The sequence below is a fragment of the Acidocella sp. genome (assembly GCF_027352905.1).
Lineage (GTDB): Bacteria > Pseudomonadota > Alphaproteobacteria > Acetobacterales > Acetobacteraceae > Acidocella.
In genome coordinates, this window is the sequence record NZ_DAIEIF010000029.1 from 98,351 (window position 1) to 111,801 (window position 13,451).

Here is a 13,451-nt window from a genome sequence, read left to right on the forward strand (position 1 = left end):
TTTAGGTAAGCGTCCCGTCCGGCCTTGGAATGTATACAGCGGTTAGGTTCCGCCGCCCAAAGCGGGAGGCGGGGTGGCGCGGCGGTAGCCTTCCTGTCGTTCGCCAGTGCCGATGATCTCGGCCATCATCATCATGGTGATGGCTTTCATGGCCGACGAGGGCGGGGCCGCACCCAGAACTGCCATCAGGCAGAAACGCGACATTAGCCTTATTCTGTCAGACAGTATGAAATGGTGTCCCCGGCGGGATTCGAACCCACGGCCCCAGGATTAGGAATCCTGTGCTCTATCCTGCTGAGCTACGGAGACGGCGCGTCCTTCCTAGCCCACCCCGCCACCCCCGCCTAGAGTGTTTCATCAAAGGGAACGCTCTTCACGGTCTCGGCAAGTCGCCAATGAAGTGGCGGCTGATCGCTCTCGCTTACCACTGCCGGGGGCTCGCGCCCCTCCACGCAGCCTGACACGCTCAAATCAGCACCATCCGTTATCAATCAAATCGGATAGGCCGCTAGCGGGGCGTTTATTCCTTCGTGTTTTTTGCGGCGGCCTGGAGGTCGGCGGCGCGGGCCAGAATGCGATCCTCAAGACCGGCGGCGAGCGAGGGGTCGGCCGGAACGTCGACCCATTGTCCGTTCTGCTGCGTTTGCTCGAACACGCTGACCTGGATGGCGTTCGCCGTCAGGGTTTTGCTGAGGATATAGGCATTGGCCTTAAAGCGGGTGCCGGGCTCGGAGGGCGGGCTGTACCAATCGGTAATAATGACGCCGCCAAAGGGGTCAGCCGAGACGAGGGGCATGAAGGAGAGGACATCGAGTGTCGCCCGCCAAAGATAGGCGTTGACCTGAATGTTGCTGTTCCCCGCGCCCCCGCCCGCGCCCTTGCCTAAAGTGAACAGGGACCCAGAGCCGGAGGCGGGCGCGCCGACGCTGCCTTGCTCATAATTATTAATATCGGGGTTGGAGGTTTTTACCCCGCCGCAAGCGCTCAAGGAGACCAGGCAGAGCGTCAGGCCGGCGGGGACGGCGATATGCTGAATGATCCTCAATTCTCTCTCCAAGCCCTAAGCTGCCGTGCTGTTTAGCCTTCAACCTTCATTCCGCCAAGGGACCCGCAACGAAAAGGGCGGCGGAAACCGCCGCCCTTCCGTAAGGGCTCTATACGCGCCGGATCACCATCCTACCATTTGATGGTGGCGCCGATGGCGATGAGCTGGACTTGGGCGTTGCCGTTGGCGCCGAAGTAATTGGAGACGGAGCTAACCGTCTGCGCGCCGGGCTGGTGCTTATGGCCGTACATATATTGAATGAACAAGTTCAACGGCTTGGCGACAATGTAATTCGCGCCGGCGGCGACGCCGTACTCGCTCAACGTGCGGGCCACTTTGGTGCTGCCGGGCGTGTAGACGCCGGAGGTCTGGCCGTTGAAGTAGCTGACGCCGAGGATATATGGCCCCATCATGTAAGAGGCGCCAACGATATAGGTGAGGCCGTTGCGGGTGCCCTTGGGTTTGAGGTTGTAGCCATCCTCGACCTGGCCGGTCTTGATGTTCGCGCCCACGGTCAGGCCCGCATAGGTGGTCTGGGCGCCGGCCTGGAACACGCTCAGCTCATCGTACCCATAGGGCGCGGCGGGGTGAGAGGAGACCGGGCCAAGAATGCCGAGCGGCGACCCGTGCAGATAGCCGATGGAGATCTTGTTTTCAAAGCCATTGGCTTTGAGGCCATAGGTGACGGCGAGATCCAGCGTGTTGCGGCGGCGGCTGTTGCTGCCACCGTAAATGGAGCTGTCATTCGCGCCGGTATTGCTGCCAGGGCTGGCATAGCCTTCCTTGAGACCATTGGAATTGGGCTCGAAGCTGATGCCCGCCGAGAAGAAGCCGCCCAGCATGCCATCCGAGACGGTGGGGGTGAGGTAGACGATCTTGTCGGTGGCATAGAGCGCCCCGGTATCCGCGTAGATGAAATTACCGGGCGCGGTGCCGGGGAACATCAACACCGGCGTGCCGTCGCCATTCCACTGCGCTCCATCACCGAAATTTTCAATCACGCCCGTCTGCATGAGGGAGAAAACGCCATCCGTCTGGCCAAAGCGGGCGTAGCCATAATTGGGCGTGCCGAGATAGCCGTAAGCGCGGCGGACATAAATGCCGCTGAAGCCGCTGGTGGAAGAATTGCTGACGCCTTTGCCGGCAGGGGTGGTGGCGGTACGCAACTCAGCCTGGAAGCCATACCAGATGCCATTGACGGTCTGCGCATCAAAGCCGGGGAAAAGGCGGAAATCACCCGCTGTGGCGACGTTGTTGAGTTTATAGGCCGTGCCCGCCGCAACGCTGCCACCCTTCATGTTGGTGGAGCCGAAATCACCGACCGAATACTGGAAATAGCCGTTCAGATGAACGACGATGGTGCCAGGCGCGGCCACCTGCTTGGCCGGCTGCGCCCAGGCCGTGCCTGCCGCGAGCAGCGAGACCGCGGAGGCCATAAGTAATTTGCGCATCAGTTCATCTCCTTATCCGCCAGTTGATGGTCTCAATTTTCGGGCCCGGAAGGCCCCCCTGAACTCCAAAGGCATCGGCTGGAAGCCGGGTGCTGAACGCGTTTAATCGTCATCTTTACGCATCCGCAATCGGCGAAAAGGGGCGAGGCCGCATATTCGCGGGCCTGTGGCGGGAAGGCCACATCTATATGACAACTATGTGAAATTAACCTCCGGTAATATGATGACTGAATAAGGGAAAATGACAAATCCGTGACAAAATCTGCTCATATTCCCCATTATTTTTATATAGTTTTTGGCGGTGATTTTCGGACCCCTCGCGCCCGGTTTAATCGGGCCAGCGCGCTCAAGAAAACGCGTCAATCGCGCCCGCCCCGGCGCAAGCCGGGCCGAGCGTGGCGGCGCGGGCGCCGTTAATTCCTCCCAGGGCGAAGGGTCTTAGCGGTCTGGCCAGGCGGGCGAGGCGCCGCCAGCCCGCCGCACCCAGGCTGGGTGCCCCGGGATGGCTGGCCGTGGGAAAAACAGGTGAGATGAAGACGAAATCGGCCCCGGCGCGGCGGGCTTGGCGAAGCTCGGCGTGGTTATGGGCCGAGGCGCCGCGCAACCCCCGCCGCCGCCTGGGCGGCCCCTTGCCGCCGCGCACATACAGCCCCGCGCCGAGGCTGGCGGCGAGCCGCGCATCGCCGGCGATGAGAAGGGTAAGGCCGCGGGCGCGGCATAGCCGCGCCGCCGCCTTCGCCAGGGCCAGACGGTCGGGGCGGTCGTCGTCCCGTAAAATCACGCCGCACAGACCCGGGGGCAAGCGCGCCAATACCGCTAGCGGGTCCGGCGCGCGCGCCGCGCCAGTGAAAAACCAGAGCGGCGGCAACGGCTTGGCATCGGCCCGGGCGGCCCGGCGCTTTACCCTGCGCCCCCAGGCGATTAAGCGTGAATCCATGCCCGAACCTAACCTGATCGCCCGGAATCTCGAAGCCGTGCGCGCCCGCATCGCTGAGGCAGCCCGCGCCGCCGGGCGAGAGGCGGCGGAAATCACCCTGATCGCGGTCAGCAAAACCCAGCCGAAAGCCGCGGTGGAGGCGGCAATGGCGGCGGGTCAGAGCGTATTCGGGGAAAACCGGGTCCAGGAGGCGGCGGAGAAATTTCCCGTCGCTGGGGCGAGGCTGCACATTATTGGCGGCCTCCAGACCAATAAGGCCGAGCAGGCGGTGCGGCTGGCCGATTCCATTGACAGCCTGGACCGGCCGCGGCTGGCGGAGGCCATTGCCCGCGCCGCTGACCGGGCCGGGCGGCTGCCCGATTTGCTGGTGCAGGTGAATATCGGCGACGAACCGCAGAAATCCGGCATTCCCGCCGCCATGGCGGATGGGTTCATCTGCGAAATGCGCGCTCGCTTCCCGGCGGCGCTCAAGGGGCTGATGTGCATTCCGCCCCTCGGCCTTGACCCTGCGCCGTTTTTCCGCCGTCTCGCCGCCATGGCGGACGCGCATGGGCTGCCGGTGCGCTCGATGGGAATGTCCGGGGATTTTCCCGCCGCCATCGCCGCCGGGGCCACCCATATCCGCGTCGGCACCGCCATTTTCGGCGCGCGGTGAGGCCTGCTGATGCGCCCGCCCCGCACGCTCTCAAGCATCAACGACTGTCACCGGGGTCTGACATGACGGCGAAGCTGCTCGATGACGCGGGCGCGATTTTAGGAGAGGGGCCGGTTTGGCACCAGGAGGAGGACGCCCTGTATTGGGTGGATATCAAAGGGCATAGGCTGAACCGCTACGCGCCAGGCGGGGCCGAAGCGCGGCGCTGGGAATTTCATGATAACCTCGCCTGGGTGGTGCCAAGGCGGGCGGGAGGCTGGCTGGCCGGAGCGCGGCACGAGATTGGGGAGTTGCGGCTTGACCCGGAGCTACGCTTCACGCCGCGCTTGACGATAGAGGCGGACAAGCCGGGAAACCGGCTGAACGATGCCAAGGCCGATTTCGATGGCAGTGTCTGGTTCGGCACGATGGATGATGCCGAGGCGCAGGTGGCGGGCGCGTTCTATCATCTCCTGCCGGATTTTTCGCTCGAACGGGTGGATGAGGGCTGGGCCATCCCCAATGGGCCGGCGATCTCGCCGGATGGACGTTATATTTATCATACGGATAGCGCCAGGCGTAGCGTGTACCGTTACGCCAAGCGGCCCGGCGGCGGATTGGCCGCGCGCGAATTGTTCATCCGTTTCAAGGAGGATGACGGATATCCCGACGGCATGACGGTGGATGCCAAGGGCGGGCTTTGGATCGCCCATTGGGGCGGAGGGCGGGTCAGCCGTTTCACCGCCGAGGGGGTATTCGACCGCGCATTGGCGTTGCCGGTTTCGCAAGTGACGAGTTGCTGCTTTGGCGGCCCGCGGCTGGACCGGCTGTTTGTGACCACCGCCGCCATCGGGCTCGATGAAGCGCAGCGGCAACGCGAACCCATGGCGGGCGGGTTGTTCGAGCTTGATCCCGGCATCGAGGGGTTGCCATGCCCAGGTTTCGCGGGATGAGGGCAGCAACGGGCATGTATTTAACCATTCGAAAATGAAATCGCTATAATCCTCCCATGCGCCCCTGGGCGGCGAAGCAAATTGGCTGTATGGGCTGGTCATTGGTGTGTCCCCCTCTTCAAAGATAGGTTTCCGGTGATCAGATTATCGGTCCCGTTCCGCCAGGCCTTATCGCGTCTCACCCTGCCCGTGATGCTGATCTTCTCGCTCGGCTGCGTGCTAATCGGGCGCGCGGACCAGAATATCGCGAACCGTCTGCGCGCCGCGCTCGACGATATTCTCGCCCCCGCCTATATGCTGGTTTCTGGGCCGATCCGCGCCGCTGAACATGGTACTGGCGAGATCGGCCATCTCTTCGAATTGAGCGCGGAGAATGCCCAGCTCCGGGCGCAGAACGCCGAATTGCTGCAATGGCAGGAGGTGGCGATGGCGCTCCAGGCGCAGAATGACGCGCTGAAGGCGGAGCTGCATTACGTGCCCGCCCCCACGCCGGAGTTCTTCACTGGCCAGGTGGTCGCGGATTCGGGCGGCATTTACGCCCGCTCCGTATTGGCGCTCGTGCCGCCCGCCAATGGCGATCCGCATAGTCTGATCGGCGCGGTGGCGATGGATGGGCGGGGACTCGCCGGCCGGGTGGTGGATGCGGGAAGCCGCTCCGCCCGCGTATTGCTGATCACCGACATCAACAGCCGCGTCCCCGTGGCGATTGGCGCGGCGGGCGCGCCCGCGCTGATGGCGGGCGTTAATGGCCCTGACCCGTCCCTGCTCTACTGGGTGCCCGGGCAGCCTCCGGCCGAAGGGGCGATGGTTCTGACCAGCGCCGAGGGCGGAGCCTTCCCGCCCGGCCTGCCGGTGGGGGTGGTGCATTACAACGCCCAGAACCAGCCGATGGTGCTGCCCCTGGCCGATCTCGGCGCGTTGCGGGTCCTCCGCCTGTTCAGCTACCCGGATAATCTGCCCGCTCTCACGCCGATCCCCCACATGAGGCCGGACACGGCGGCGGTGAGGCATCGCCGGAAGCGTTGAACCATGGCCAGCGGACCCGTTCTACGCCGCCCCCTCAACGCGTGGCGGCAACTCGACGCGGCCTCGCGCTGGTTTTTTCCCTGTGCGACGCTGATCTTCGGCCTCTTCGTGCTCGGCATGCCCTTCGGCATAGCGGGACAGGCGGCGCTGCGCCCGGTCTATGCCATGGGATGCATTTATTTTTGGTCGCTTTACCGGCCGGCCTCGCTGCCCGCGCCGCTGGTCGTGCTCTGTGGCCTGCTGCTGGACGTGATGGGTCTCTCCTCCTTTGGCGTGTGGGCGGTTCTTCTCCTGGGGTTGCAATGGACGACCCTGGCGCTGCGCCGCCAGCTGGTCCCGGCGGGTTTTCTTCTGGTCTGGGCCGCGTTCATCGCCTTGGCATCGCTCAGCGCCTGCCTCTCCTGGGCGGCGGAATCCGCGCTTAACCTGATGCTTTTGCCATTGGGGCCGGTCTTGATGCAGGCGCTGCTCGCCGCCGGCCTCTACCCCGGCCTGGCGGCGCTGCTTATCCGGGCGCATCGCGGCCCGGCGGCGGTAGAACTGGCATGAGACGCCACGCCCGCGCCCGCGCGTCCTTCACTCGCCGGGCTTTGCTGATCGGCGTGGGGCAGGCGGCGGTTTTCGCCGGTATCACCGCCCGGCTCTACCATTTGCAGGTGGGCGACCACGACAAATACGCGACGATGGCGAAGCAGAATTCCATCTCCGAGCGGCTCGTAGCACCCGAGCGGGGGGTGATGACCGACCGGTTCGGCGCCATCATCGCGGGAAATCAGCAGCATTGGCGCGCCTTGTTCATGAAGGCGATGGCGCCCGAACCGGATGCGGTGCTGGAAAACTTCTACCGCCTGGTGCCGCTCTCGGATGAGGAAAAGACACGCATCGCCCAGGATCTGGCTGACCGGCCGGGCTATATTCCGGTGCTGCTCAAGGATTGGCTGGATTGGCCGGATATGGCGCTGATCGAGGTGAATACGCCGAACCTGCCCGGCGTGGTGGTCGAGGAAGGGTCGAGCCGGGTCTATCCGCTGGGGGCGGTGGCGGCGCATGCGGTGGGTTACGTCGCCCGCCCGGACCAGCAGGAGGCGAAGCAGGACCCGGTTCTCGCCCTGCCGGGCATGCGGGTGGGGCGGTCGGGGGCCGAGGATGCGAATGATCTGGCGTTGCGCGGCAGCCCCGGCTTTGTCCAGACCGAGACGAATGTGCATGGCGAGGTGGTGCGCGTGGTGGCCCAGGACGCGGGAACGCCGGGCAGGACCGTGGCCCTGGCTCTGGATGCCGGGTTGCAACAATTTGCCATGCAGGGCCTGGGAAACCAAACCGGCGCCGTGGTGATGCTGGACGCCACCAATGGCGAGGTTCTGGCGCTGGCGAGCACGCCCGCCTTCGACCCGGCCCTCTTCGACAAGGGCGTGCCGAAGGATGTGTGGAATGCCTGGATGCAGGATCCCCACCACCCGCTGCTCAACAAGGCCGCCGCCGGCTTGTTCGCCCCCGGCTCGACCTTCAAGCCCACCGTGGCGCTGGCGGCGTTGAAGTGCGGCGCGCTCACACCGGACACCATTCTGACCTGTCCCGGCTCCCTGCAGCTGGGTGATCACGTGTTCTGGTGCGATAATCACGTTGCCCATGGCAGCATCAACCTCGTCACCGCCCTGCAGGTGAGCTGCGACGTGTTTTTCTACAAAACCGCCTTGATGACCGGCATCAACCGGATCGCCGAGATGGCGGGGCTGATGGGCCTGGGCGTGGATCTGGGTTCGGACATACCCCATGCCCAAACCGGGTTGGTGCCAACGCTGGACTGGGCGCGCGGCCACCATATCCACTGGGTGCAGGGCAGCACGGTGGTGCAGGGCATCGGCCAGGGTTACACCCAGCTCACCCCGCTGGCTCAGGCGACCATGATCGCCCGCATCGCCAGCGGCAATGCCGTCACGCCTCATTTGACCCGGCGTGTGGGCGGCGCGCTGCACCCGGATTCCGTGCCCGGCGCCGCGCCGCCTTTGGGGGTTGACCCGCGCCACCTCGCCATTATCCGCCAGGCCTTGTTCGATGTGGTGAACACCCCGGCCGGCACGGCCTATGCCTCGCGTTTGACCCTGCCTGGGGTGCAAATGGCGGGGAAGACCGGCACCGCCCAGGTGCACAACAACAGCGCCGCCGAGAAGATGAAAAACTTCGATGATATGACGATGGCCTGGGAAAGGCGGCCCCATGCCTGGTTCGTGGCCTATGCGCCTTACGACAACCCGCGCTACGCGGTTTCGGTGCTGATCGAACATGGAAATTTCGGGGCGCAGACCGCCGCCCCCCTCGCCCATGACCTGATGACCTATGCGCTTTTGCATGACCCCGCAGGGCGCGACGTGCCCCTTGCCAACCCGCCGCCGGAGCCGCCCTCCACCATGCCGCAGGGGGAGAGCGCATGATCGGGCAGAGCGAGATCGGTCTGCGCCGCCCGTTCAGGGAACGTTCCTTTGGCCTCGCCCGCAAGCTGGGGCGGGTGAACTGGCTGTTCGTGCTTTGCCTCTGCCTGCTGGCGGGGGTAGGTTACGCCGCGCTCTATTCCGCCGCGGGCGGTTCTTCCTCCCCTTACGCTCTCAGCCAGCTCACCCGGTTCTGCACCGGGCTGGCGCTGATGCTGTGCATCGCCATGGTGGATATCCGGATCTTGGAGAAATTTTCCTGGCCTGCCTGGGTGCTGGGCGTCGTATTATTGGTCGCGGTGCTGAAGTTTGGTCATGTCGGGCTGGGAGCGCGGCGATGGATGACCGTGGGAGGCGTTGAGATCCAGCCCTCGGAATTAATGAAGCTGTTTCTCGTCATGGCGCTGGGCAGCTATTTCAAGCGCGCGACGCCGGAACAGACGGGCAGCCTGTTGTTCGTGGCGCCCGCCATCGCCGCCACATTGCTTCCCATGGTGCTGATTCTCAAGGAGCCCAATCTCGGCACCGCGGTGATCACCGGGGCGGTGGGCGCCACGGTGATGCTGGGCGCGGGGGTGCGCTGGTGGTGGTTCGCGCTCGTGGCCGTGGTCATCGGCGTCTGCGCCCCTGTGATCTATGATCATCTCCACGCTTACCAAAAGGCGCGCATCGATATTTTTCTCAACCCTGGCTCCGACCCGCTCGGGGCGGGATATAACATCATTCAGAGCAAGATCGCGCTCGGCTCCGGGGGGTTTTTCGGCCAGGGGTTTCTGCACGGCACGCAGAACCAGTTGAATTTCCTGCCCGAGAAGCAAACCGATTTCGTTTTCACCATCATCGCCGAGGAGTTCGGCTTCTTTGGCTCGGTCGCCGTGCTGGGGCTGTTGATGGCCATCGTCGCGCTCGCCTACTACACCGCGCTGTCTTGTGACCATGTGTACGGGCGGCTGGTGGCGCTCGGCATCGCCACCAATTTCTTCCTGTATTGCTTCGTCAACCTTTCGATGGTGATGGGTTTGATCCCGGTCGGGGGCGTGCCCTTGCCGTTGATCTCCTATGGAGGTTCGGCCCTGACGGCGGTGATGCTGGGGTTCGGCGTGCTGATGTCCATTCATGTCCATCGCGACGTGGAATTCGCCGAGCGCGAGGATTTCTAAATCCCATGGCCATTCTCGTCTTCGATTCCGGCATTGGCGGGCTGGGCGTCGTCGCCGCGCTGAACGATCTCGCCCCCGGCCTGCCGCTTCTTTACCTGGCCGATAACGCCTTCTTTCCCTATGGCGAAAAATCCGATGAGGTGCTCCTGCCGCATCTTCTCGGCGTCATCGGCGAGGCGATCCGCCGGGACGCGCCGGAGGCGGTGGTGCTTGCCTGCAACACCGCCAGCACCATTGCCCTGCCGGCGCTGCGCGCGGCCTTTTCTTTGCCCTTCATCGGGTGCGTGCCGCCCATCAAGCCCGCCGCCGCCGCCAGCCATACCCGCACCATCGGCATATTGGCCACCGCCGCCACGGTGCGCCGGCCCTATCTGAATGGGCTGATCGAGCATTATGCGCCTGATTGCGCGGTGCTCAGTCTGGGCACGCCCAATCTCGCGGCGCTGGCGGAAGATAAATTCCGGGGCGGGGAGGTGGAGGTGGAACCGGTCATCGCCCCGCTTTTCATCCAGCCGGGCGGGGAGCGCATTGACGCCATAGCCCTGGGCTGCACGCATTATACGTTTCTTTTGCCCGAATTTCTGCGCCTGCGCCCGGATATTTCCTGGCACGACCCTGCCCCGGCCGTGGCGCGGCAAACCCTGAAAATTGCCATGCCGCTGGGGCTGGCTCCCGGGCGGCGCGCGGCGCGCTTCACGGGGGAGGCCCTCCCCCCCGCATTACTGGCGCCTTACGGGCTGACCCCTGGCGACTGAAAGGTTGCTGGTCAGGCCTACAGGGTTTTGCCATCAGGGACTGGCGCTGGGCCGCTCTCCGCCCCGGCGGGCTGGGTGCCGGGCAAGGGCTGGACCTTGGGCTGGTATGGCGGGGGCAGGAAGCTGGTGAGCCATTTCGCCCCGTCATAGGCGAGAGGCAGGAGGCGGGCCTGCGCCACCGGGGCGGGCCAGGCATTGGCGGGTTCGGCCATGCCGAGCGCGATATAGGCGAGCACGATGATCACCGCGCCGCGGGCGAGGCCAAACAGGATGCCAAGCGAGTGGTCCAGCCCCGAGAGCGGCGAGGCCCGCACCAGCCCGGCGATGAGGCTGACGATGAGACTGAGCACGATGAGCGCCACCAGAAACACCACCCCCATAGCCCCATACACCGCGAAATGCTTGAGGCCGGCCGGCAAAAGCGAGGCGATATAGGGCTGGAGCGGCGCGTTGAATTGCAAGCAGGCGAGCAGCGCGCCGATCCAGGCGCCGAGGCCCAGCATTTCGCGCACGAAGCCGCGCACCATGGAAAACAGGGCGGATAGTGCCACCACGCCCAGAATTACGGCATCCACCCAGGTCATCCGGCCTCCTTTTGTTTCGCCGTCCCGCGCGGGCGGGCGGCGATCACCCCTACAAGGTCGGTCAGGTGGCCGATTTCAATCAGCGTCAGCGATTTTGGCACGTTCATCCGCGCCGCGCCCCCCGCCACCCGTTTCGGCCCGGCGGCGCGGGTGAAGCCCAGCTTCGCCGCCTCCTTCAGCCGCAGCTCGGTCTGCGCCACTTGGCGGGCCTCGCCGGAGAGACCGATCTCGCCAAAGAACACCATCTCCGGGTCGGTCGGCACGTCCGCCGCGGCGGAGATCAGCGCCGCGGCCACCGCCAGATCCGCGGCGGGCTCGGTAACCCGCAACCCCCCCGCGACATTCAGATACACGTCGTTCATGGCGAGCTTGAGCCCGCAGCGCGTCTCTAGCACCGCCAGCAGCATGGAAAGCCGGCCGGCATCCCAGCCAATGACCGAGCGCCGGGGCGCGCCGCCAGGGTTGGGGGCGAGCAGGCATTGGATCTCGACCAGCACGGGGCGCGAGCCTTCCAGCCCCGCCAGCACCGCGCTGCCCGCGACATTGCCGCGCCGCTCCGCCAGGAACAGGGCGGAGGGGTTGGCGACCTCGGCCAGGCCCCGCCCGGTCATCTCGAACACGCCGATTTCATCCGTGGCGCCAAAGCGGTTTTTCATGCCGCGCAGAATGCGGAACTGGTGGCCGCGATCACCTTCGAAATGCAGCACCACATCCACCATGTGCTCCAGCACGCGCGGCCCGGCCAGGGCGCCCTCCTTGGTGACATGCCCCACCAGCAGCAGGGCGAAGCCCTGGGTCTTGGCGGCGCGGATCAGCTCGAAGGCGCTGGCGCGCACCTGGGTGACCGAGCCGGGGGCGGAATCGACGCTCTCCGTCCACATCGTCTGGATGGAATCGATGACGACGAGCGCCGCCTCCGGAAATTGCGGCAGGCTGGCGAGAATATCGCCGAGCTGGGTGGCCGCGGCCAGGCGCAGCGGCGCCGCGGTGAGGCCGAGCCGCGCGGCGCGCATGCGGATCTGGCCGATGGATTCCTCGCCCGAGATATAGACGACCTCCCTCCCGGCGCGGCCCAGCGCGGCGCTGGCCTGGAGCAACAGGGTGGATTTGCCGATGCCGGGATCGCCCCCCACCAGCACTACCGAGGCCGGGACCAGCCCGCCTCCCAGCACCCGGTCGAACTCGGCGATTGTGGTGGGCACGCGCGGCGGCGGCGGGGTGGTGCCCTCGAGCCCGACGAATTCAATGCGCGTTCCCGCCCGGCGGGATTCCTTGAGCCCGCCCGGCAAGGGGCGGGGCGCGGCCTGCTCCTCCAGCGTGTTCCAGGCGCCGCAGGATTCGCAGCGCCCGGACCATTTGGCGGTGACGGCGCCGCAGGCGGTGCAAGCATAGAGGGTGACGGGTTTCGCCAAGCGTTCAGCCCGGCTGCCAGCCATAGGCCTTCGCCAGGAAGGCCATGAGCTGGCTCTGCTCGGCGGGGATGATGGAGAGGGTGGTGAGCGAATTGGCCAGCACCGTGGCCGGCTGCAGGGAGACGGAGCTGGCCTCGGCCGCCGCTTGCACCGCCGGGCTGGCGGCGGCCGCCTGGGCGGCAACGCGCCAGCGCGCCACGGCGGCGGGGTCGGTGAGACGCGGCAGCACAAGCAAAAAATCCAGCCGCGCGGCGGCGGCCGCCGCCTCGTAGGCGGAATCCAGGAGCGGACTGACGGCGGGGCCGAGTGCCGGGACCAGAGGCAGGCCGGGAAATTGCGGGTCGGGCAGGGCGGCGCCATCCGGGCCGGGCGCGCCGATGCAGAAAACCGGCCTTGCCCCGGAGGCCTGGAGAGGGGTGAGATCCTCGGGCGTGCCCTCATCGCAGATGAACACCGCATCCACCGCCCCGGCGATGAAAGCCTGGGTTTTCTCGGCGCTGCCATGCAGGCCGAAAACCGGCTCTGTGCGCACGCCGAGCCGGGCCAGCCCCAGCAGTGCCGCGAGATCCGTGCTTTGCGGCTGCGCCGCGCCGAGACGCAGCGGCGCCATGGCTTGCAGCGTGGCGAGGCTAGGGGGGCTACCGCTGGGCGCGCGTAGCATCAGCACACCGGAATTGCACCCCGCCAGCAGAGAGGTCCAGCGCGTCGGGTCGAAATGAACGCGCGAATCGCCGGTGAGATAGGCGATGAGGGCGGCGCCGGGCAGCAGGGCGGCGGTGCGCCCGTCCGGCATCACCTGGGTGTCGAGCCGGTTGGCGCAGGAGACGCCGTCCAGCCCGCCCACCGGCTCGGCCACGATGTTGGGGGAACCGGGATAGGCATTGGCCATGGCGAGGGCGAAGGCATTGCCCCAGCGGCTGGCCTGGCCGGCCTCCGGCCCGCCGACCAGCAGGTTGAGCGGCCCCGACGCGGCCAGTGCCTGGGCACGAGCCCAACGCGGCAGCATCGCCGCTCCGGCCAAAGCGCTGAGAAAATAGCGGCGGTCCATTCTGCGCGGTTTCCGCG

14 protein-coding genes and 1 tRNA gene are annotated in these 13,451 nt (G+C 65.9%); 7 read left to right on the plus strand and 8 right to left on the minus strand.

The genetic code is table 11. The features are described from left to right. Positions 1-42: 42 nt before the first annotated feature. From M7H45_RS04725 to M7H45_RS04745, 5 genes are all read right to left on the minus strand, one after another. A complete protein-coding gene (locus tag M7H45_RS04725; RefSeq protein WP_298215098.1) occupies positions 43-204 on the minus strand; it encodes a hypothetical protein in 162 nt (53 codons plus the stop codon). Positions 205-232: 28 nt separating this feature from the next. Continuing rightward, positions 233-309, minus strand: a tRNA-Arg gene (locus M7H45_RS04730). 211 nt (positions 310-520) lie between these two features. After that, the gene (locus tag M7H45_RS04735) at positions 521-1,045 is read right to left on the minus strand and encodes a DUF3576 domain-containing protein (RefSeq protein WP_298215099.1); all 525 of its coding nucleotides are present in this window, start codon (positions 1,043-1,045) and stop codon (positions 521-523) included. Positions 1,046-1,176: 131 nt separating this feature from the next. Next, on the minus strand, positions 1,177-2,496 hold the full coding sequence (locus M7H45_RS04740) for a porin (protein WP_298215100.1): 1,320 nt from the start codon (positions 2,494-2,496) through the stop codon (positions 1,177-1,179). 346 nt (positions 2,497-2,842) lie between these two features. Next, on the minus strand, positions 2,843-3,433 hold the full coding sequence (locus M7H45_RS04745) for a thiamine phosphate synthase (RefSeq protein ID WP_298215101.1): 591 nt from the start codon (positions 3,431-3,433) through the stop codon (positions 2,843-2,845). On the opposite strand from M7H45_RS04745, the gene M7H45_RS04750 reads away from it, so the two are divergent. The 7 genes from M7H45_RS04750 (at position 3,432) to murI (ending at position 10,390) form a co-directional block, all read left to right on the plus strand. After that, entirely contained in the window at positions 3,432-4,088 is a 657-nt protein-coding gene (locus tag M7H45_RS04750) for a YggS family pyridoxal phosphate-dependent enzyme (protein ID WP_298215102.1), read from the plus strand. The genes M7H45_RS04745 and M7H45_RS04750 overlap by 2 nt on opposite strands. Before the next feature lie 62 nt (positions 4,089-4,150). Further along, complete coding sequence (locus M7H45_RS04755) at positions 4,151-5,020, plus strand: SMP-30/gluconolactonase/LRE family protein (protein WP_298215103.1); 870 nt, start codon at positions 4,151-4,153, stop codon at positions 5,018-5,020. 135 nt (positions 5,021-5,155) lie between these two features. Then, positions 5,156-6,046: a rod shape-determining protein MreC gene (mreC, locus tag M7H45_RS04760; protein ID WP_298215104.1), complete on the plus strand. Its 891-nt coding sequence runs from the start codon at positions 5,156-5,158 to the stop codon at positions 6,044-6,046. 3 nt (positions 6,047-6,049) lie between these two features. Further along, a complete protein-coding gene (locus M7H45_RS04765; protein WP_298215105.1) occupies positions 6,050-6,595 on the plus strand; it encodes a rod shape-determining protein MreD in 546 nt (181 codons plus the stop codon). Continuing rightward, positions 6,592-8,478: a penicillin-binding protein 2 gene (mrdA, locus tag M7H45_RS04770; RefSeq protein WP_298215106.1), complete on the plus strand. Its 1,887-nt coding sequence runs from the start codon at positions 6,592-6,594 to the stop codon at positions 8,476-8,478. Before M7H45_RS04765 ends, mrdA begins: the two co-directional genes overlap by 4 nt. After that, positions 8,475-9,635, plus strand: coding sequence for a rod shape-determining protein RodA (gene rodA, locus M7H45_RS04775; protein WP_298215107.1), 1,161 nt, complete (start codon positions 8,475-8,477; stop codon positions 9,633-9,635). The genes mrdA and rodA overlap by 4 nt, the downstream gene beginning before the upstream one ends. 5 nt (positions 9,636-9,640) lie before the next feature. Continuing rightward, positions 9,641-10,390, plus strand: a complete 750-nt coding sequence (gene murI, locus M7H45_RS04780) for a glutamate racemase (protein WP_298215108.1) — start codon at positions 9,641-9,643, stop codon at positions 10,388-10,390. A gap of 17 nt (positions 10,391-10,407) precedes the next feature. Here the strand turns inward: murI and M7H45_RS04785 are convergent, their stop codons facing one another. The 3 genes from M7H45_RS04785 to M7H45_RS04795 are packed head-to-tail and all read right to left on the minus strand — an operon-like array spanning position 10,408 to position 13,434. Further along, positions 10,408-10,974 carry a CvpA family protein gene (locus M7H45_RS04785; protein ID WP_298215109.1) on the minus strand — a complete coding sequence of 189 codons (567 nt, stop codon included), beginning with the start codon at positions 10,972-10,974 and terminating at the stop codon, positions 10,408-10,410. Then, positions 10,971-12,386, minus strand: a complete 1,416-nt coding sequence (gene radA / locus M7H45_RS04790) for a DNA repair protein RadA (protein WP_298215110.1) — start codon at positions 12,384-12,386, stop codon at positions 10,971-10,973. Before radA ends, M7H45_RS04785 begins: the two co-directional genes overlap by 4 nt. Before the next feature lie 4 nt (positions 12,387-12,390). Continuing rightward, the gene (locus M7H45_RS04795; protein ID WP_298215111.1) at positions 12,391-13,434 is read right to left on the minus strand and encodes a hypothetical protein; all 1,044 of its coding nucleotides are present in this window, start codon (positions 13,432-13,434) and stop codon (positions 12,391-12,393) included. Between the last annotated feature and the right edge of the window lie 17 nt (positions 13,435-13,451).

Coding starts and splice junctions, on each gene's coding strand:
- M7H45_RS04725 (WP_298215098.1), bottom strand. CDS start 204: ATGTCGCGTTTCTGCCTGATGGCAGTTCTGGGTGCGGCCCCGCCCTCG.
- M7H45_RS04740 (WP_298215100.1), bottom strand. CDS start 2,496: ATGCGCAAATTACTTATGGCCTCCGCGGTCTCGCTGCTCGCGGCAGGC.
- M7H45_RS04750 (WP_298215102.1), top strand. CDS start 3,432: ATGCCCGAACCTAACCTGATCGCCCGGAATCTCGAAGCCGTGCGCGCC.
- M7H45_RS04745 (WP_298215101.1), bottom strand. CDS start 3,433: ATGGATTCACGCTTAATCGCCTGGGGGCGCAGGGTAAAGCGCCGGGCC.
- M7H45_RS04755 (WP_298215103.1), top strand. CDS start 4,151: ATGACGGCGAAGCTGCTCGATGACGCGGGCGCGATTTTAGGAGAGGGG.
- M7H45_RS04765 (WP_298215105.1), top strand. CDS start 6,050: ATGGCCAGCGGACCCGTTCTACGCCGCCCCCTCAACGCGTGGCGGCAA.
- mrdA (WP_298215106.1), top strand. CDS start 6,592: ATGAGACGCCACGCCCGCGCCCGCGCGTCCTTCACTCGCCGGGCTTTG.
- rodA (WP_298215107.1), top strand. CDS start 8,475: ATGATCGGGCAGAGCGAGATCGGTCTGCGCCGCCCGTTCAGGGAACGT.
- murI (WP_298215108.1), top strand. CDS start 9,641: ATGGCCATTCTCGTCTTCGATTCCGGCATTGGCGGGCTGGGCGTCGTC.
- M7H45_RS04785 (WP_298215109.1), bottom strand. CDS start 10,974: ATGACCTGGGTGGATGCCGTAATTCTGGGCGTGGTGGCACTATCCGCC.
- M7H45_RS04795 (WP_298215111.1), bottom strand. CDS start 13,434: ATGGACCGCCGCTATTTTCTCAGCGCTTTGGCCGGAGCGGCGATGCTG.